Origin of the sequence: Paenalicyclobacillus ferrooxydans (assembly GCF_001399675.1) — a bacterium.
Classification (GTDB): Bacteria; Bacillota; Bacilli; order Alicyclobacillales; family Alicyclobacillaceae; genus Alicyclobacillus_B; species Alicyclobacillus_B ferrooxydans.
The window spans coordinates 48,076-68,009 of record NZ_LJCO01000077.1 but is presented as its reverse complement, the minus strand read 5'-3'; the positions used below and the strand labels follow the sequence as shown (position 1 = coordinate 68,009).

The 19,934-nt window shown below is 58.7% G+C and carries 12 protein-coding genes; 10 read left to right on the top strand and 2 right to left on the bottom strand.

The genetic code is table 11. The features are described from left to right. Positions 1-78 precede the first annotated feature (78 nt). The 10 genes from AN477_RS17620 (at position 79) to AN477_RS17570 (ending at position 15,301) form a co-directional block, all read left to right on the top strand. Complete coding sequence (locus AN477_RS17620; RefSeq protein ID WP_054970486.1) at positions 79-1,752, top strand: thiamine pyrophosphate-binding protein; 1,674 nt, start codon at positions 79-81, stop codon at positions 1,750-1,752. Positions 1,753-1,862: 110 nt separating this feature from the next. Then, a complete protein-coding gene (locus AN477_RS17615) occupies positions 1,863-2,858 on the top strand; it encodes a P-loop NTPase family protein (protein WP_054970485.1) in 996 nt (331 codons plus the stop codon). Between the two features lie 1,245 nt (positions 2,859-4,103). Further along, the gene (gene pdhA / locus AN477_RS17605; protein ID WP_083486406.1) at positions 4,104-5,387 is read left to right on the top strand and encodes a pyruvate dehydrogenase (acetyl-transferring) E1 component subunit alpha; all 1,284 of its coding nucleotides are present in this window, start codon (positions 4,104-4,106) and stop codon (positions 5,385-5,387) included. Between the two features lie 6 nt (positions 5,388-5,393). Continuing rightward, positions 5,394-6,377, top strand: coding sequence for an alpha-ketoacid dehydrogenase subunit beta (locus tag AN477_RS17600; protein WP_054970483.1), 984 nt, complete (start codon positions 5,394-5,396; stop codon positions 6,375-6,377). Between the two features lie 485 nt (positions 6,378-6,862). After that, on the top strand, positions 6,863-8,482 hold the full coding sequence (locus AN477_RS25535; protein ID WP_054970482.1) for a dihydrolipoamide acetyltransferase family protein: 1,620 nt from the start codon (positions 6,863-6,865) through the stop codon (positions 8,480-8,482). A gap of 594 nt (positions 8,483-9,076) precedes the next feature. Beyond that, positions 9,077-9,871: a (Fe-S)-binding protein gene (locus tag AN477_RS17590; protein ID WP_054970553.1), complete on the top strand. Its 795-nt coding sequence runs from the start codon at positions 9,077-9,079 to the stop codon at positions 9,869-9,871. Beyond that, positions 9,868-11,364, top strand: a complete 1,497-nt coding sequence (locus AN477_RS17585; protein ID WP_083486405.1) for a LutB/LldF family L-lactate oxidation iron-sulfur protein — start codon at positions 9,868-9,870, stop codon at positions 11,362-11,364. The genes AN477_RS17590 and AN477_RS17585 overlap by 4 nt, the downstream gene beginning before the upstream one ends. Then, the gene (locus AN477_RS17580; RefSeq protein ID WP_054970481.1) at positions 11,361-12,395 is read left to right on the top strand and encodes a LutC/YkgG family protein; all 1,035 of its coding nucleotides are present in this window, start codon (positions 11,361-11,363) and stop codon (positions 12,393-12,395) included. Before AN477_RS17585 ends, AN477_RS17580 begins: the two co-directional genes overlap by 4 nt. Positions 12,396-12,734: 339 nt before the next feature. Then, the gene (locus tag AN477_RS17575) at positions 12,735-14,129 is read left to right on the top strand and encodes an FAD-binding oxidoreductase (RefSeq protein ID WP_054970551.1); all 1,395 of its coding nucleotides are present in this window, start codon (positions 12,735-12,737) and stop codon (positions 14,127-14,129) included. A 200-nt stretch (positions 14,130-14,329) separates the two neighbouring features. After that, positions 14,330-15,301, top strand: a complete 972-nt coding sequence (locus tag AN477_RS17570; protein ID WP_054970480.1) for a DUF1648 domain-containing protein — start codon at positions 14,330-14,332, stop codon at positions 15,299-15,301. Between the two features lie 277 nt (positions 15,302-15,578). Here the strand turns inward: AN477_RS17570 and AN477_RS17565 are convergent, their stop codons facing one another. Next, complete coding sequence (locus AN477_RS17565) at positions 15,579-16,172, bottom strand: hypothetical protein (protein ID WP_054970479.1); 594 nt, start codon at positions 16,170-16,172, stop codon at positions 15,579-15,581. A 640-nt stretch (positions 16,173-16,812) separates the two neighbouring features. After that, entirely contained in the window at positions 16,813-18,513 is a 1,701-nt protein-coding gene (locus tag AN477_RS17560) for an NAD-dependent succinate-semialdehyde dehydrogenase (RefSeq protein WP_211266030.1), read from the bottom strand. Between the last annotated feature and the right edge of the window lie 1,421 nt (positions 18,514-19,934).

Sequence of the window (19,934 nt, the reverse complement as noted above, 5' to 3'; positions counted from 1 at the left end):
GGTGGAATTCATGCATGGTGAACGGTGGATTCAATCGGGATCGCACGGACTAAAAATGGACTGGCGAGGTGTTCGTATATGCTTGGAAGGGACTGCGTTCTTGAGGCGTTTCGGACCTACGGCGTGGAGTATCTGTTTGGGAATCCGGGTACAACAGAGCTGCCGCTCATGGACGGCCTGGTAAACTATCCGGACATTGAGTACATCCTTGCCTTACATGAAGATGTGGCGGTTGGGATGGCGGCGGGGTATGCGCAGGCGTCAGGCAAGGCGGGTGTAGTGAACCTGCATATCACGCCGGGGCTGGCCCACGGACTGGGAAACCTGTACGATGCCTGGCGTGCACATGTGCCGCTGGTTCTGACGGCAGGGCAGCACGACAGCCGCTTGGCGCTTCAGGAACCGGCTCTCGTTGGCGATCTCGTTTCCCTTGCCAAACCATTCACCAAGTGGGCGTATGAGATTCGGCATCCGGATGAGATTGGGATGGCTGTACAGCGCGCTTTTAAGGTTGCCTTGACGCCGCCGATGGGTCCGGTGTTTTTGTCCTTGCCTTCGGATGTCATGATGGCGGAAACCTCGCGCGGGCCGATGCCGCTTACGGTGATTGAGGTGAGCGGATCGCCAGGTGAAGCCGCTGTTGGTGAGGCAGCGCGCACGCTCGTGGAGGCGGCGCATCCAGTTTTGATTGTGGGTGACGGCGTGGCTCAGGCAGGCGCTGTGGGTGAGATGGTGCAGTTGGCAGAGGTGATTGGCTGCGAGGTATACAGCGAGCATCAGGGAGCAGCGTTGTCGTTTCCATATACGCATCCGCAGTTTTTCGGCCGTGGTCTGCCAAATGGCCCGTATCTGCAGCGGATTTTGGCGGATGCAGATGTGGTGATGTTCGTGGGCGTGACGAGCCAAGCTCCGCTTTTATACTTTGCCGATCCGGTCATCCCACCCCACACCCGCGTCATTCACGTGGACTGTAATGCGTGGGAGATCGGGAAGAACAACCACGTGGATGTTGCACTGCTTGGGGATATTCGGAAGATTGCTGCTCAGTTGGCGGAAGCGGTGAAAAACGCGGGAGCGGCGGAGTTTTTTCAGCGCCGCGAGCGGCGGTTGGCGGAGATAGCGGATCGGCAAAAGGCGAGGGCGGATAAACTGCGCGAGGAGCGGGAAGCGGGCAGGACGCAGAAGCCGCTGTCTCCGGCTCACATCATGGCGGAGTTGAACGAGCTGTGGGATGACCACACCTTTCTGGTCGATGAGTCGGTCACGACAGGCCGGTATGTACACGGGTATCTGAAGATTGACAGGGTAGACAGCGTGATCGCGCTCAAAGGCGGGGGATTAGGCTACGGGATGCCGGCAGCGCTCGGTGCACAGCTGGCGAGGCCGGATGAGCGGGTCGTGGCGGTGATTGGGGACGGATCGGCGCTCTATGTCATCCAGGCACTGTGGAACGCGTCGAAATACAACCTGCCAGTGGTCTACCTGATTGTGAACAATACGAGCTACATGATTCTCAAGGGTGGGCTGCGAAGACTGAATGGGCCAGCCCGTGCGGCCGGAGTGTATCCTGGTATGGACCTTGTGGGCCCGGAGATCGATTTCGTGACCTGCGCGAATGCGTTTGGCGTGGAGGCAGTACGAGTGGAGAATCCGGAGGATGTGAGACCGGCTCTGGAGCAGGCGCTTGCGAAGCGGCGGCCGTATCTGATTGACTTTGTGATCGATAAGGAAGTGAAGGAATTCCTGCAGTAGGGGAGTTGCTGGCCAGGGTAGAAGGTGGGGGGCAAAGGGTAGAAGGCGGCGTTGGCAAATGGAATGCGGTTGCGGCAGGGGAGTAACGCTCATGATTGGGGAGTCGGTGGATGACAGCGGGATCGCAAGAGCGGAATGAAACGAGGAACGGACCCGGATTGCTGTTGATAGAGGGGATTATGGGGGCCGGTAAGACGACGACGGCTCAGTTTGTGGGCGAGACGCTGCAGAGGATGGGGTTGCAGACGAAGGTGTACCTGGAAGGGAACCTCGAACACCCGGCGGACTACGACGGTGTGGCTGTTGTGGACGAGCATGAGTTGGAGGCCATATGTCGGGCGTACCCTGAGTACGCTGAAACCCTATGGAGCTTGGCTGAGACAGCACCGCAGTCGGGTGAAAAGATGGGCCAGGATGATCCGGCGAGGTCTGATCCTGAGGTGCGGGTGGTACCTGGTGAGCCGGAAGCGGTGTCGAGCCACAGTCGCCAAGGGTGTACGTGGCTTATCCCCTACCGCAAGGCACAGCGGGAAATGGGGGGTGAGCGTATGCCAGCAGAGTTGGTTGATGCACTCGCGAAGTATGACATCTACGACGGCATCAGTCTGGCCAAACACGCAGAGACACTCCAGGCAAGTTGGCATCGATTTGCCAGCTGGCAGCGAGAATCGATGTCTACGAGCTATGTGTTTGACTGTTGCTTCCTGCAAAACCCGGTGTGCTCGTTTATTGCGATGCACAACGCGGGGGCGGATGCACTGCAGGATCACGTCCTGAGCCTCGCGCGTACAGTCCTGCCGCTGCGGCCGGTACTCATCTACCTCTATCCGACCAATGTGCGCGAGACGCTGGAGCGGATTATACCGGAGCGGCCGAAAGAGTGGCTTGAGTTTGTCATCTCATACCATACGGATCAGGCATATGGTCACGCACGCGGACTCTCAGGATTGGATGGGCTGATTGAGTTTCTCGAGCAGAGGCAGTCTATCGAGATGGACATCTGCAAACAGCTTCCGTTCCCTGTGCTGATTGTGCCGGATCCGCATCGTGACTGGGCACGGGCACAAGCAGACATCGCACGTTTTTTGGGGGCTGCGGGTTGGTAGATTGGAAAGGCAGGAGATTGGGCGGTGGTTGCTTTGCTGCGTGCGTTAGCGGAACTGAGTTCCGCTAGGACACATAGGGTTCGCTGCGCTGCGTGCGTTAGCGGAACTGAGTTCCGCTAGGACACCCGGGGCTCGCTGTGCTGCGTGTGTTAGCGGAACTGAGTTCCGCTAGGATACCCGGGGCTCGCTGTGAGGCCCGCGTTAGCGGAACTGAGTTCCGTTAGGACACCCGGGGCTCGCTGCGCTGCGTGCGTTAGCGGAACTGAGTTCCGCTAGGATACCTGGGGCTCGCTGTGCTGCGTGCGTTAGCGGAACTGAGTTCCGCTAGGATACCCGGGGCTCGCTGTGCTGCGTGCGTTAGCGGAACTGAGTTCCTCTAGGATACCTGGGGCTCGCTGTGCTGCGTGCGTTAGCGGAACTGAGTTCCGCTAGGATACCCGGGGCTCGCTGTGCTGCGTGCGTTAGCGGAACTGAGTTCCGCTAGGATACCCGGAGTTCGCTGTGCTGCGTGTGTTAGCGGAACTGAGTTCCGTTAGGACACCCGGAGTTCGCTGTGCTGCGTGCGTTAGCGGAACTGAGTTCCGCTAGGATACCCGGGGCTCGCTGCGCTGCGTGCGTTAGCGGAACTGAGTTCCGCTAGGATACCTGGGGCTCGCTGCGCTGCCCGCGTTAGCGGAACTGAGTTCCGCTAGGACACCCGGAGTTCGCTGTGCTGCGTGCGTTAGCGGAACTGAGTTCCGCTAGGCCACCCGGGGCTCGCTGCGCTGCGTGTGTTAGCGGAACTGAGTTCCTTTAATCATCCAAAGCTTGCTGTGAGGTCGCCCACATTCGAATATCAAATTGGTGAACAGGGGACATTTTGTCCCCTGTTTCCGCCTTCGTGATAGAAAGGTGGCGGATAGGGGAAAAGGTTTCCCTTATGCAAGCAGACGTCCAGCCGTGTGGGTTCCCAGCCCTGATGCCCACCCCACTCGCGCCAGGCACCCCCCTCGGCAGGCACACCCCCTCGGCAGGCACACCCCCTCGGCAGGCACACCCCTCGCCAGCCACCGCAAGCAACCATGAAGTCCGCACCCCCGGAGCCCGAATCCCCCTGGTCAACGCGACTCCGCCACATCCCACTCGCAAAATTTCACGCACCCACCCCGGCTGCCGGCGAATCTGCATTCATTCCACTACCAACCTGTGATAGCATAAATTTTAGAATATTTGATAGCTATCGAAACTTCAGTGGGAGGCAGCGTCATGTGGATCAGACCTGAGAACCAACCGCCAGTAGAGATGTTCCAACTCCTCGACGAGAGCGGCCAGTTACACGGTGAAATGCCAAATCTGACCGACGAACAGTTGCTCGACATGTACCAGTGGATGGTGTTTGCCCGCACGTACGACGAGCGGGCTATACGCTTACAGCGCCAAGGCAGAATTGGCACGTATGCTCCTTTCAGCGGGCAAGAGGCTGCACAGGTCGCAAGCGCTTACGCCTTGGAGAAGACAGACTGGGTGTTTCCGAGCTACCGTGAACTGCCCGTGGTGTGGGTTCATGGGATGCCGCTTAAGCAGAGCCTCCTCTACACGATGGGCAGCGTTCAGGGCGGAGCGGTGCCGGAAGGGGTGCACTCGTTTCCTGTGCAGATCATCATCGCAGCGCAGACGTTGCACGCCATGGGCAGTGCTTGGGCGTCGCAGTATCTCGGTGATGGATCGGTGAGCGTTGCCTACCTCGGCGACGGAGCGACCTCCCAGGGAGACTTCCACGAAGCGATGAACTTCGCGTCGGTGTTCAAACTCCCGGCCATCTTCTTCGTTCAAAACAACCAGTGGGCCATCAGCGTCCCTCGAAATCGTCAGGCTGCCAGCCGTACGCTTGCACAAAAAGCGGTGGCTTACGACATTCCAGGCATTCAGGTGGACGGCAACGACATCCTTGGCGTCTACAGCGTGATGCAGGAGGCGGTGCAGCATGCGCGCAGCGGATCGGGCCCGGTGTTAATTGAAGCTGTTACGTATCGCCATGGACCGCATACCACCTCGGATGATCCAACCCGCTATCGCACCCCTGACGATGTACAGGTGTGGATGGAGCGCGATCCGATTACGCGATTCGCACGTTTCCTGACGGACCGGGGCTTGCTGGACGATGCAAAAGATGCCGCCATTCGGGAGTCAGCGGCTGCCAAAATTGCGGACGCCGTCGATGCCGCGGAGGCGGAGGCGAAGGGCTCTCTGGTGGAGATATTCGATTTGGTCTACGCACCGACGCCACCGCACTTGGAGAAGCAACAGGCAGAAGTGTCCCAGGTGTTGGCCGCAAAAGCCCAGATGGCTGCAGGGGCTGCAGGGGGCGCAATGGGTGGCGTGGGAGCAACGGGAGCAACGGGAGCAACGGGAGCAACGGGAGCAACGGGTGTGACGGGCGGACCTGGGGCAGCACCTACCAGCCAGCCGGCACCAGGTAATGGGGCCGCACCGCAGGCAGCTCCTCATGGAACGCCTACACAATCGGGACCGCAAGGCAAGGGGGAGTGATCAGCCATGGCGATGATGAACATCATTGAAGCGATCAACGATGCACTCAAGATGGAGATGGCCCGCGACGAACGAGTCATCGTGTTTGGCGAGGATGTCGGCAGGGCAGGCGGTGTGTTCCGCGCGACCGACGGGTTGCAGGCCGCATTCGGAGAACGCCGTGTTGTGGACACACCGCTGGCGGAATCGGCCATCATTGGCGCCGCCGTGGGCATGGCAGCGCGTGGATTGCGGCCGGTCGCCGAGATCCAGTTCCTCGGCTTTATCTATGAAGCGATGGACCAGCTGGCATCCCAAGCGGCCCGCATGCGTTTTCGATCCGCTGGCACGGTCACCTTGCCGATGGTCGTCCGCGCACCTTACGGCGGTGGAGTTCGTACGCCGGAACTGCACTCTGACAGTCTCGAAGGAATCTTCCTTCACTCACCAGGCCTCAAGGTTGTGATGCCGAGTAACCCCTATGATGCGAAGGGGTTGTTGCTTGCTGCTATTCGCGATCCCGATCCGGTCCTCTACTTCGAACCGATGAAACTCTACCGGTATCGCAAGGATGAGGTGCCTGAGGGGGATTACACCGTCGAAATTGGAAAAGCGAATGTGGTTGTGGAAGGGACTGACCTCACACTCATTACCTGGGGGCCAACAGTGCCGCTGTCTGTCGGCGTGGCACAGAAATTCGCCGCGGAGCACGGGGTATCTATCGAGGTCATCGATCTGCGGACGATTGTACCGTTGGACGTCGAGACGATTCTAGCGTCGGTCAGCAAAACGGGCCGCGCCTTGATTGTGCATGAAGCGGTCAAGGGAGGCGGTGTTGGCGCTGAAATCTCAGCGCTGATTAGCGAACAGGCTCTGTTCTCGCTGGAAGCACCCGTGCTCCGAGTAGCAGGCTACGACACGCCGTACCCGGTTGGTGCCGTCGAGGATGACTGGCTGCCGAACGCGACCAGGATTGCGGGGGCCATCCAGGAGATCATGAGCTACGCGTAAGACTGGGTGTGGGGCGAGGTGTGGAGCCATGTGTGGAGCCATGTGTGGAGCCAGCCGAGTCGGCCAAGCCCGCGTGGCGTGTGGTGGGGGCCTCGGGCTTCGAGCCCCGGGCCTCGAATAAGGCACAAAATTTCCGCTATACCCGTTTTTTTAAAGATGAATGTGGAAACAAGGGAACAAAGTTCCCTTGTAACCCCTTTTCAGTGGACCAACAGGCTGGAATGGGGGATTAGGCGACTTTTTGTTCCTTAATGAAAGGGCGCCCACCTGAAATCAGCTGATAAGGGAAGTTTTGTTCGCTGTCACGCTGGGTGACTCTGGGTGACTCTGGTTGACCAGTGAGTGACCAGTGAGTGACCAGTGACTGGCACGTTCCGTTTACCACCGGCCGTCCAAATCGTATCAGAATTCGGTCGTGAGACTTGTCTCGATAGCATAACTGGCGTCAAACCCGGTATGCATGACTACATCTGGAGGTTTTTCTTATGGCGTATGAATTCCGACTCCCAGACATTGGCGAAGGATTGCATGAAGCAGAAGTGCTCCAGTGGTTTGTCAAGGTCGGGGAGGACATTCAGGCAGATCAACCGGTCGTGGAGGTTCAAACAGACAAAGCAGCAGTTGAGATTGCCTCACCTGTTGGGGGCAGGGTGGTGTCCTTGGGCGGCCAAGTTGGTGAGACCATCAAGGTTGGTGACGTGTTGATCGCGGTCGATACCGTCTCGCAGGCGATGGCGAGTACCGATCAAGGTGCCTCTGCACATCAGATGCGATTAGAAACCGCAACTTCCACTATGGCCCTGGAGCCGCAGACGACCGTAGCGAACCCAGACGCAGCCCCAACCCCAACCCCAACCCCAACCCCAACCCCAACCCCAGCCGCAGCCGCAGCCGCAGCTCCAGCGCCAGCTCCAGCGCCAGCTCAGGCCGGACCGGCCCGCAAGGTTCTCGCAGCCCCAGCCGTTCGGAAGTTGGCCCACGATCTCGGTGTACAACTCAACGCCATCGTCCCGTCTGACCCCTCCGGGCGCGTGACGCGTGCTGACGTCGAACGGGCGGCGAAACTGCTTGTGCAGCACTCGGAGTCCGCAAGTCTGCCTGCCGCTGCGGCACCAACGGTCCTGAAGGCAGGTTCGGTTGCAGGATCTCAGGCGCTCGCAGGTCCCGCCGCCCAACAAACCGCCAGCCCAGCCCAATCGCAGCAGGCTCCGGCCACCGGCCAGGCTCCATCGCACCCTGCCCAGTCGCCCGAGGCGGCCCCCGTGCAGCCCCAGGTCCTGACTCCGGCCCAAGCCACCAACCCAGATCAGGCCCCTGCTCAAGCCGCCAGCCCGTCCGCGGCCATGGCTCAAACGCAGGTGTCGCCACAGCCGCTATCAATGTCGGGGGAGCCTCATGTGGCGGCATCGGATCGTCGAGAGCCCATTCGGGGCCTGCGCAAGCGGATCTACCAAAACATGACCAAGTCGATGTACACCGCGCCGCAGACGACAGGCATGGACGATCTCGATGCCACCCGCCTGGTAGAACTCCGCCAACGCCTGTTGCCGTTTGCCGAGGCACGGGGGATCAAGCTGACCTACCTGCCGATCGTCATCAAAGCAGTCACGCATGTACTGCGAGAGTACCCGATTTTTAACGCATCCGTCGACGATGAGGCGATGGAGGTTGTGTATAAGGGGGCTGTGAACATCGGGATCGCGACGGCAACCTCGGATGGCCTGTTGGTGCCTGTAATCCGGGACGCGGACAAGAAGTCGGTGTTCGAGATCGCACGGGAGCTCGAGAACCTCACGGCGCGGGGGCGGGAGCGGAAGCTTGAGCTGTCTGAACTGACGGGGAGCACCTTCACGATCACGAGTACAGGTGCCAACGGGGGATGGTTCGCGACGCCGATCATCAACCATCCGGAGGTCGCCATTCTCGGCGTCCACAGCATCGCAAAGCGGGCCGTGGTGTTGGACGACGACAGCATCGTCGCGCAGCAGCGGATGAGTTTCTCGTTGACTTTCGATCATCGGATCATCGATGGTGAACCGGCTGGTCGCTTCATGGTTCGGTTCAAAGAGTATCTCGAGAATCCAGAGCTGCTGTTGGCCCTGTAAGCGGGGGCGTCGGCTGATGCTAGCCGTCGACCGTGGAGGCCTCCAGTCCGTCGATGCCAGCAGTTAATCGTTCAATGGTTCGGCCGGGAGATGATGCCGACCATGTCTGCTGGTAGTCGACTGGTCCCAGCGCGAATTAGATCAGATCAATTTTGCGGAGCCTGTCGAAGGGTACACAAAGGTGGAGTGTGGGCCAAAAATGAGATCTGATCACTGCCGCAAATCGTGTCGATCCGATGGTGGTGAGCGGTATTCCCGCTCAGAAGAGGTCACTTTGTGAGGGAGCCCACAAAATGAAAATCGGCCGACCCTCAGGTGAGGGAGAACAACATCTTGCGAAATTTGATCTGATCAATCCGCAATGTCTGTCGAATTTCATGCTGGAGAGGAGCGGTGCTTAGAAGAGCGCCATCGTTGCTTCGCCAGCGGCGAGCGTGGATTCAAATTCATACGAAAAAGAGATCAGACCAATTCTGCAAACCATGTCAAAGCTTGTAGCAAAAAGGGGGGACAGGAATGGGCAACCTGCAAACCGACGAGAGCCGGGCCAGCAGTCGTGCGACAGGCAGGGCGACCAGCGCAACCTCAAAACCGCTGCGTGCCGCCTTGTTTGTGACATGCCTTGCAGACTCGTTCTATCCGGATGTTGGCAAGAGTGTCGTAGGGGTGTTGCGTGCACTGGGTGTAGAGGTCACATTCCCTGAGGGACAAACGTGCTGCGGGCAGGTTACGTTCAACAGTGGTTACTGGGCGGATACAAAAGCAGCAGCCAAACGGTTCATTGAGGTATTTGAACATGAGGAGTATGTGGTGATGCCGAGCGGATCGTGCGCGTCCATGGTTCGTGAACAATACCCGCAACTGTTGGATGGAGAGCCGGGGTGGGCCGACCGGGCCCTGAGTACGGCCGCTCGAGTCTACGAGTTCTCGGAGTTTCTCGTTAAGGTGGTTGGCTTGGAGAAGATCCACGCGACGTACCATGGGACTGCGACTTACCACACATCCTGCCACATGACGCGTCAGCTGCAAGTGGTGGATGAACCGCTGGCGGTACTCAGCAGAGTCAACGGACTGCAGCTGGTGCCGCTTCGTAACAACCAGGACTGCTGCGGCTTTGGCGGCACATTCTCGGTCAAGTTGCCCGAAGTCTCCGCAGCCATGGCGGATGAAAAGCTCCAGCACATGGCCGAGACAAAAGCTGATTTTGTCATCGCGTCCGATCTCGGTTGCATGATGCACCTCACCGGCCGCGCCGCCAGGCAGACCCATGCGGGGGCGACGCCTTCGTCATCTGTCACACCCTCGTCATCTCTCACACCTTCGGCCTCTTCCGCACCTCTGCCGATGAAGCATGTCGCCCAAGTCCTGGCAGAGGGGGGACTGGTATGACGAACATAAAGACGCCACCCGGCCGGTCCAAGCCGCCGACCGGGCAGACCCCGCAGACCCGCGGCGACCGCACGCCACCCGGCCGGTCCACAGTGAAAATCAAGCCAGGGAGCTTCCGCGCCCGCGCCATCGAAGGCCTGTCCAACCCGTATCGCCGTCGGACGGTAGCTGGTGTTCAGGACCACTTTGCCAACCTCCGCCGTGAAGTTTTCACAGAGCTTGGCAACCCGGAGGAATGGCGGGCTCGAGCTGCGCAGATCCGCACTCACACGATCGCCAACCTCGACGCGTACCTTGAGCAGTTCACGGATAACGTCACCCGACACGGTGGCCACGTCCACTTTGCCGCCGATGCCGCGGATGCAAACGCATACATTACAAGGCTCGCCCGCGAGAAACGCGCAAGAACCATCGTCAAGTCAAAGTCGATGGTCACTGAGGAGATCGGCCTCAACCACGCCTTGGAGCATGCGGGGGCAGAGGTTATTGAGACGGACCTTGGCGAGTTTATTCTCCAGCTCGATCACGATAAACCCTCCCACATCGTTGGCCCTGCCCTGCATAAGTCGAAGGCTGAGATCGCCGAAATCTTTTCGCGCCACGCCGGGCACCCCATCGCGGTCGACACGGACGAACTCGCCGCCTACGCGCGAAAGTACCTGCGCGACAAGTTCTTCGCGGCTGATATGGGCATCACCGGGTGTAACTTTGGGGTGGCCGAGTCGGGATCGGTCGTGATTGTCAGCAACGAAGGCAACGCCCGCATGACCAGCTCGCTGCCAAAGGTGCACGTGGTGGTCATGGGGATGGAGCGTCTTGTCCCATCTTTTGCCGATCTCGATATCCTCCTCACCCTCCTCCCGAAAGTGGCCAGTGGGCAACGCACCATCAGCTACGTCACGGCCATCCATGGCCCGAAACAAGCGCCCGATCTCGATGGGCCGGAGGAGCTGCACATCGTGATCGTCGATAATGGTCGATCCAATATGCTCGGCACGGAATACCAACAGGCGTTGAACTGTATTCGCTGTGGGAACTGTTCCAACGTCTGCCCAGTTTATCGGCATGCAGGCGGCCATGCGTACGGCGGCGTTTATAACGGCCCCATCGGCGCGATTATCACACCGCTCATGGAAGGTATTGAGAAGTGGAAGGACCTGCCCTATGCGTCGAGCCTCTGCGGGGCGTGTACTGATGCGTGTCCGGTGAAGATCCCGTTGCATGAGTACCTCGTGGCGCTGCGTCGGGACATCTCAGAGGCCGGGATCGACAGTTGGGGAGAGCGCATGGCGGCGCACCTGTTTGGTTGGGGCGCATCCCATCCGGGCGCCTTCAGCATGGGACAATCCATCCTGAAGACGGGTCTGACGGCCACGAAGGTGGGGCCACTCGGTGGATGGAAGTCGGAGCGCGAGTTTCCTTCGAGCGCTGGGCAGACCTTCCGCGAGTGGTGGCATAAGGAAGGGGAGCGGGAAGGGGAGAGGGAGCGATGACGTCTATGAAACCTGAGTTGGGGAAAGGTGCTGCGACCACTGGCCTCGCTCGTTCAGGTCCGGCTGGTGCAGGGCTAACGGGCGCAGGGCTAACGGATGCAGTGCCAGCGGATGCAGGGCCAACGGATGCGACCGGGATTGAGCGAGCCATGCGGTCAACAAGTCCAGACCCCAATCGCGATAGTTTTCTCAACATGGTGGCGGAAAAGCTCGGTCGACAGCGCCGCCGCCCTTGGGATGTCGTGCACCCCGACTTCGGTCCGCATCCAGCGGAGGACCGTAACGGCCGCGAGGGCAGGTACGAGGGCGGGCGCGGGGAACCAGCAGGCCAACATACGAGGCTGAGTGAGCCGCATCCGGCCGAGTCGGAGCAAACGGTGCCGGAGCAGACCGGGCCGCATCCAGCCGGGCCGGAGCAGACGGAAGACCTCGTTACACGGTTCATTCGGGTCTTTGAGTCGCAGAAGGGACACGCCGTCCGGGTCCACGGCGCAGGCGGCGTTCGGCACGCACTCTCCGACATCATCAGGGCTTCCCGTGTGAAGAGGGCGGTGGTGTGGGATGATGATCGGATCGACCAATTTGGGGTTCTCGATTACTTGGCAGGTCAAGGTGTGGCTGCGCATCGCTGGCCGGGAGACGGAGAGGGTCGGCATACAGAGCGGGAGGATACTCGCGCGGACCGCGGGGCTTGGGCGAAGATCGCCGAGTCATCGCAAATCGGGATCACGTGGGCAGACGGTGTCTGTGCGGAAACGGGTACGATCCTGCTTCAAAACCACGCCGGTCACGGGCGCTTGGTCAGCCTCTTGCCGCGGCACCACGTGGCCATCTTTGAAGCGAGGCAGATTGTGCCGAGGCTCACTGGGCTGATGGCAGAGTTGCACCGGCTTGCAGAGGAAGATGCCCTTCCCGCGTACACGAACTTCATCGCCGGTCCGAGCGGCAGCGCAGATATCGCGATGGAGTACATCCAGGGTGTCCACGGACCGGGGACTGTCACCGCCATCATTGTGGAAGAGGAAGTGTGACGCATGGCTATGGATGAACACGCAGACGGATATCCCAACGAAGACGCACATGGGGGCTTCAATGAGTCGTCAAATGAACCATCAAATGAACCATCAAATGAACCATCAAATGAACCATCAAGTAGGCCGGCAGACGAAACATTCCACCAGTCGGTGCGTGATTTCGGACCAGTCTGGATCGCGATGCTTGAAGCCATCCTGAACACGCCGCTGGCGGGGGAGGATGGTGCGTTGGGGCCCGAGACCGAGCCTGATGGTGCACCCTGGACTGCGCTGGATCCCGAAGGTTCACACGCTGATGCGGTACCCGGGGCCGTGACCGACAACGATACGCCGCATCTGACTGGTTCCTCCGCAGGGCTTGGTGGTGAGCCGGGGAGATCGTCCGCCCCACGAGCCCCCAAGGTCGTACGCACACAGTCGGTCCTCGAGCAACACGGGCGTGACTTCACGTACCATGAACCGCACCTTCCCCACGCGGTGGTGTACCCGGAGAGTACGGCTGAAGTGTCGCTCATCGTCCGATTCGCGGCCGATCACGATATTCCCATCGTCCCCTTCGGCGTCGGCAGCAGTCTGGAGGGTCACATCATTCCGATCAAAGGCGGGATCAGCCTTGATATGTCGAGGATGAACCGGATCGTCGAATTCCGCCCGAACGATTTTGTGGTCCGCGTGGAGCCGGGGGTGACGCGCAGTCAGTTGAACGAGGCGATTCAGCCTTTGGGTCTGTTCTTCCCGGTCGATCCCGGTGCAGACGCCACCCTCGGCGGCATGGCGGCCACGAATGCATCCGGCACGAACGCGGTCCGTTACGGTGCGATGCGGGAGAACGTGAAGGGGCTGGAGGTCGTGTTGGCGGACGGCCGGATCGTCAAAACAGGCGGCATGGCTGTCAAGTCGTCGGCGGGGTATAACCTGACGGGGATGTTCGTCGGATCAGAAGGGACGCTCGGCATCTTCACCTCCATCACCCTGAAGTTGCATCCGATTCCGGAGAGCATCGTTGCGGCGCGGGCAGTCTTCCCGGACATCGATGCAGCAGGCCGGGCGGCGGTTTCGATTGTGGGGGCTGTTCCGATTGGGCGCATTGAACTGGTCGATCCGCTCACCATCGCGGCAGTCAACATCTACAAAGGCACGCATTACGAAGAGAAGCCGACACTGTTCCTCGAATTCTCAGGGAGTGTGCTGAGTGTCGGGCGTGATATCGAGATCGCGCGGGAATTATGTGAAGATGAAGGCTGTGAGTCACTCCAGATGGAGTCGGACAGCAAAGCGCGGGCGCAGCTTTGGGAGGCGAGGCATTCGGCGGCGATGGCGCTGATGGCGATGAACCCGGGTAAGAAGATGATGACGACGGACGTCTGCGTGCCCATCACGGAGTTGCCGGGCGCCCTTAGGCATGCAAGGGAGACGATGACCCGCTACGGTTTTGAAGGTTCTATCCTGGGTCACGTCGGGGACGGCAATTACCACGCGGGGTTCACGGTCGATCCCGATCATCTCGAGGACATGGAACGCCTCGAGGCGGTGAACAGCGAGATCGTCCGATATGCGCTGAACAGGGGCGGCACTTGCACGGGCGAACACGGACTCGGTCTCGGGAAGGGGAAGTACCTGGAGCAGGAGTTCGGATCGGAGGCGGTGGTGCTGATGAGGCAGCTCAAGCAGACGCTCGATCCGATGGGCATCCTCAACCCAGGCAAAGGTGTGGACTTCCTGAACCGGTAGGGCGGTAGGCCGCTGGGCGTGGCAGGCGGTTCGGAGCCAGCGGGCCGCAACGTGGCGTAGTGTGGGACACAGTGTGGGCATGGCCGGAGTTGCAGACGTGGCAGACGGCTCGGAAGCGGCAGATGTGGCAGGCGTGGCAGGCGTGGCAGGCGTGGTAGATAGTGGTAGATAGTTGTACTCGATAGCAGGAGATGGGCAACGTGGGCGTACACAGCGGGTTTCACGTGACATTTGTACAGGCTTTGCATGACTCAGCAGGGGCGCTTGTCCCTGGTGTGATGGGGATTTTGTTTATTGTTGGCGGGATTGTCGCATGGCGCTTGTCGAAACCGAGCTTTCGGGGAATGCTCGGCGGGACGACGACGGCGGTCGGTCTTGTCATGATTTTGCTGTCTCTGTGGGTTCCGTGGTCTGTTCATGGAACCGGATGGTCACTCGAGAATGGGGTGTTGTCGGTCAATTCGGGGTTTGGTAACGTCACGTGGCCGATTGACGGGATTGAGGCAACATACGTGACCAATGATTCAGGGTATCAACCAGTGTTGCGAACGGGGGGATACAGCGGATCGCAGCTGCACGCAGGGCATTTCCGACTGGCGAACGGTGACAATGTCCTGATGTTCGAATACGGGTCGCATCCTGTGCTGCTTTTGAAGTATGTGGGGCCCGCGACACAGTCAAGCGGGGCAGGGCAGTCAGGTGGGACAGGGCCGGGCAATTCGACTTCGCAGGCCAGTCAGCCCGAGGTGCTGCTTTCTTCGCCAAACATCGGTGTCCTGAAATCAGCCATAGATGCCGCGAGATCGGATCGACCGTTTCCACCACGCACAGGCCCGAAACTCGGGTTTTCATCGGGTGTGTCGCCTGTTGGCCTAATTGCGGCCATCGTTGTTGCCATCGCGGGCTTTGCCGTTCAGCTTGACCTGCGTCGGCGCTACTACAATCGACTGCCTGATAGAATGGCATCCCATTGGAACTTTCAAGGTGATGTGGATGGGTGGATGTCCAAACGGATCGTCATGTGGCTCGGACCAGTGATGGCCGTCGTGTTTGGGGCACTCTCTGTCGTGATCGCGTTGGTACCTTCATCCATCCTGTTGCAGGTGCCGTTTTGGTTGCTGCAGTTTCTCTTTATTGTCATCATCAGATGGATGTATCGCCGGAACCTGTAGCAGTAGGGCCACCTTAGTGGCTCACAGCAACTAAACAGGCTGCCGGCGCGAAATACAAGCGCCAGTCTGTAGTGCTGCAGGTCTTGTCCTGTGGAATTTTGATCTTCATCGGTCGAGTCGGCAAAAATGCAACAGCCTGCTGTCCGAAATCCATCGGACAGCAGGCTGGCGGAAAACACTTATGATGATTTCATCTTACTAAAAAATCCTTTTGCCCAGCTTTAATAACTGCTGGCTGGCTTCTTATACCTGCCGACTTCTTACACCTGCTGACTTCTTATACCCACCAGTGCATGCCGTTTGCAAAGTTCAGCGTGACACCGTAAGTAAGGTACATCAGCCAAATGCCGGTGAGCAGTTGGAAGAATGCTGTTCCCTTGCCCCATCCTGTGCTGTTGAGGAACTTCTCAAAGATCTCACACAGGTAGATGAGTATCAGGCCAATGAACAAGATCATTGCAGGGATGTCGCCGTTCCCGCCAAACGAGATGGCACCGAGAATGCTGAGGAGCAGGAATGGAATTGCCATCCAGGCTTCAGGACCCGTGTCCCCGCCGATGTACTTTCTCCAACCGAGGACGATCCAGTGGATACCATAGGCGCTGAATGCAACCGCTGCCATGTAAAGCGGCGCTGCATTTCTGTACACCGGGAACCAACTGAGTCCAATCATCAGATACGTTCCCGTAATGAGCTGACCAAATCCACCAAGGAAAATACCCCAGAGGCCGGTCACCTTAGCATTCGCACGGGGATCGTCTGACCACTTCGGCCCACCAAACAGTGTCGATCCGCCCTGAACAAAGTAGTTTACACCGAGGGCGAAGAAACCGATGGCGATAGGCCAAAACGAAGATACAGGAAATTGCATTTGTCTTCCTCCTTCCGATTTGTAAGTATAACATCACGATACTAGATATGCACTTTTCTTTAGCGTGATTGCGGTAATTTTTTTGAGGTATCGTCGTATCGTTAGCGAAACCTTGTAACGAAAGCTTTAACGAAACCTTGTAATGAGAGCGTTACTCTAACCTTTACTGGAAAGCTGTCACCCGGCTTTGCAGCGCAGTCGCAGTCGCAGTCGCAGTCGGAATCGGAATCGGAATCGGAATCGGAATCGGAATCGGAATCGGAATCGGAATCGCAGTGACATCGACTTATTGTCCCATGCGGATGACACGATTATGCGAGGGGGCAGAACGGCGATGGCGCGTGGATGTCCGGGGAGGCAGGGCTGTCAATCCAATGGCTGGAAGGAAAAATGGGCAGCTGGAAGTGCAAGTCCGACGGAAGGATATGCTGGGAAGGTCAGGCAGCCAGCGGACGACTATGAGGGGATTTGAACAAGTGGTGTTTCTTGAAAAGGCATGACAAAGGCACTGCAAGGGAACTGAAAAGGAACTGAAAAGGTACAGCAAGGGAACTGCTGCAAGGGAACTGCAAAGCACTGAGAACGTACTGAAAAGGCACCGCCATCGAGTGACGGCAGCGCCTTTGCCTCATGCGATAAGTTATCCTTGGATGCCCCCGAGTGAGATGTACTTCACATCGAGGTACTCCTCAATGCCATATTTGCTGCCTTCTCGGCCGAGACCTGACTGCTTGACGCCGCCAAAAGGTGCCTGGGCAGTGGATGGCATCCCGTCGTTTGCACCCAGGATCCCATACTGCAGTTTCTCCGCGAGGCGGAAGACACGACCGACGTCGCGCGTAAAGTAATACGCAGCAAGACCATAAGGGGTGTCATTCGCGTAGCGAATGACTTCCTCCTCCGTGTCAAAAGGAATGATGGCTGCGACGGGGCCAAAGGTCTCTTCCTGCGTGATAATCATAGATGGATTCACGTTCGCCAGCACCGTTGGTTCGTAGAAATACCCGGTCTCGCCCTGCCCAGTTGCCGCACGCTGGCCGCCGAGAAGCAGGTCAGCCCCTTTGCTCACGGCATCTTTGACGTGGCGCTCGACCTTGTCAATTGCAGCTGGTTCAATGAGCGGCCCGACCGTCACGCCTTCTTCAAGCCCGTTGCCAACGCGCATGGGAGCCATTCTGGCGACCAGCTTCTTGGTGAACTCCTCGACAACGGATCGCTGCACATAGATGCGGTTGGCGGATACGCATGTTTCGCCCATCCCGCGCATTTTGGAGGCGATGGCGTTGGTCACGGCGGAATCGAGATCGGCATCCTCAAACACGAGAAACGGTGCATGACCGCCGAGCTCGAGCGACAGCCGCTTCATGGTGTCGGCGGCTTGGCGCATTAAAATCTTGCCAACCTCGGTCGATCCGGTAAACGACACCTTCCGCACCCGGTTATCGTCCATGATGACTTTTGCCAAAGCTGGAGCGTCGGTGCCGCAGACGACGGACAACACCCCTTTCGGCAGCCCAACTTCGTCGAAGATCTTTGCCATCTCAAGCGCTGAGAGGGGGGTGAGCTCAGACGGTTTGATGATCATGGTGCATCCAGCCGCAAGTGCTGGGCCGAGCTTGCGCGTGATCATGGCTGCCGGAAAGTTCCACGGCGTGATTGCCGCGGTGACGCCAACGGGGCGTTTAATCACCATGATCCGCTTGTCCTTCGAATTCGAAGGAATGACGTCGCCGTAAACCCGCCGTGCTTCCTCTGCGAACCATTCGAGGAACGAGGCGGCATATTTCACTTCGCCGATCGCTTCAGCGATCGGCTTCCCTTCTTCGATGGTCATGACGCGCGCCAGATGGTCTGCTCGCTCATGCATCAAGCGTGCGGCTTCAGACAGGTACCTCGCCCGATCCGTTGCCACCCTATCCGCCCACTCATCCTGCACCCGAACTGCAGCTTCGATGGCCTGCGCCATGTCCGCCGGCGTTGCGTCCGTGAGCGCCGCAGTGGCCTTCTCTGTCGCCGGGTTGATGACTTCAAAGTCGGTGCTGCCTGCGCCATCCGTGAACTCGCCGCCGATGTACTGTTGGTAGCGCCCCAGCTCTAACTGCGTGCCGCTGGCGTTGCTGTGGCTGTGGCCGGTGTGGTCGTGGCCGCTGTGGTCGTGGCCGCTGTGGTCGTGGGTGTCGCCGATGCCGCTTGCGTTGTTGGCGGTGTTCCCTGTGTTGCTCGGGTCGCCGATGTTGCTTGCGTTGTTGGCGGTGGTGCTCGGGTCGCCGGTGTTGCTTGCGTTGTTGGCGGTGGTGCTCGGGTCGCCGATATTGCCCGAGTTTCCTTTATGTGTGGTCATAGGAATGCCTCCTTATGTATGGTTGCAGAAGTAGGTCCTACATGAACGTCATGTCATGCCTACTTCCCAGACTGCAGTGAACAGTACATGTCCGCGGAACGACTTCGCTTGTCGTAGGAGCCCCTGTTAAGTCGCTCCCGCCGACTAAGCGATGTCATCAAGCCTTCAGCCGGGCCGCTTAGTCGGTCACAGCCACTTAACCTGCCCAAATTCGCATGTTTAGTCGGTCTCAGCGACTAAACATATCCACGTAGCCCCTGTTAAGTCGCTCCCACCGACTAAGCGACGTCATCAAGCCGTGAGCCGGGCTCTCTTAGTCGGTGACAGCCACTTAACCCGCCCAAATTCGCATGTTTAGTCGGTCTCAGCGACTAAACATATCCGCGTAGCCCCTCTTTAGTGGCTCCAACCGACTAAGCGACGTCATTAAGCCGTGATCCGGACTCTCTTAGTCGGTGACAGCCACTTAACCCGCCTAATTTCGCATGTTTAGTCGGTTTCAACGACTAAACATATCCGCGTAGCCCCTGTTAAGTCGCTCCCACCGACTAAGCGATGTCGTCAAGCCTTGAGTCGGGCTCTCTTAGTCGGTGACAGCCACTTAACCCGCCCAAATTCGCATGTTTAGTCGGTTTCAGCGACTAAACATATCCGCGTAGCCCCTCTTTAGTCGCTCCCGCCGACTAAGCGATGTGGTCGAGCCGTGATTCGGGCCCGCTAAGTCGGTGACAGCCACTTAACCCGCCCAAATGCGCATGTTTAGTCGGTTTCAGCGACTAAACATCTCCGCGTAGCCCCTCTTTAGTCGCTCACACCGACTAAGCGACGTCATCCAGCCGTGATCCGGGCCCGCTTAGTCGGCCACAGCCACTTAACCTGCCTAAATTCGCATGTTTAGTCGGTCTCAGCGACTAAACATCTCCGCGTAGCCCCTCTTTAGTCGTTCCCACCGACTAAGCGACGTCATCCAGCCTTGAGTCGGGCCCGCTTAGTCGGCCACAGCCACTTAACCTGCCCAAATTCGCATGTTTAGTCGGTCTCAGCGACTAAACATATCCGCGTAGCCCCTCTTTAGTCGTTCCCACCGACTAAGCGATGTCATCAAGCCGTGATCCGGGCCCGCTTAGTCGGCCACAGCCACTTAACCTGCCCAAATTCGCATGCTTAGTCGGTCTCAGCGACTCGGTTTCATCTATCGAAGTTTATTCAGTCTAATATTTATCTTACCACTCCGGTTTCTTGTGGCCCAAAGTGAGTAGGACGGCGATTTCTCTTTGCGATCACGCTTGTCCACGTTGGTTTCCGCGAAATCATACTTGCCCGACACCGTTCGCACACGGCAAAGAGTATCCTGGTAGTGGAAATCGGTTAGTGGAAATCGGGCAGTGCTCCGGGGAACGTGATTTTCCACCGTGGCTGTT

Coding starts and splice junctions, on each gene's coding strand:
- AN477_RS17620 (WP_054970486.1), top strand. CDS start 79: ATGCTTGGAAGGGACTGCGTTCTTGAGGCGTTTCGGACCTACGGCGTG.
- AN477_RS17615 (WP_054970485.1), top strand. CDS start 1,863: ATGACAGCGGGATCGCAAGAGCGGAATGAAACGAGGAACGGACCCGGA.
- pdhA (WP_083486406.1), top strand. CDS start 4,104: ATGTGGATCAGACCTGAGAACCAACCGCCAGTAGAGATGTTCCAACTC.
- AN477_RS17600 (WP_054970483.1), top strand. CDS start 5,394: ATGGCGATGATGAACATCATTGAAGCGATCAACGATGCACTCAAGATG.
- AN477_RS25535 (WP_054970482.1), top strand. CDS start 6,863: ATGGCGTATGAATTCCGACTCCCAGACATTGGCGAAGGATTGCATGAA.
- AN477_RS17585 (WP_083486405.1), top strand. CDS start 9,868: ATGACGAACATAAAGACGCCACCCGGCCGGTCCAAGCCGCCGACCGGG.
- AN477_RS17580 (WP_054970481.1), top strand. CDS start 11,361: ATGACGTCTATGAAACCTGAGTTGGGGAAAGGTGCTGCGACCACTGGC.
- AN477_RS17565 (WP_054970479.1), bottom strand. CDS start 16,172: ATGCAATTTCCTGTATCTTCGTTTTGGCCTATCGCCATCGGTTTCTTC.
- AN477_RS17560 (WP_211266030.1), bottom strand. CDS start 18,513: ATGACCACACATAAAGGAAACTCGGGCAATATCGGCGACCCGAGCACC.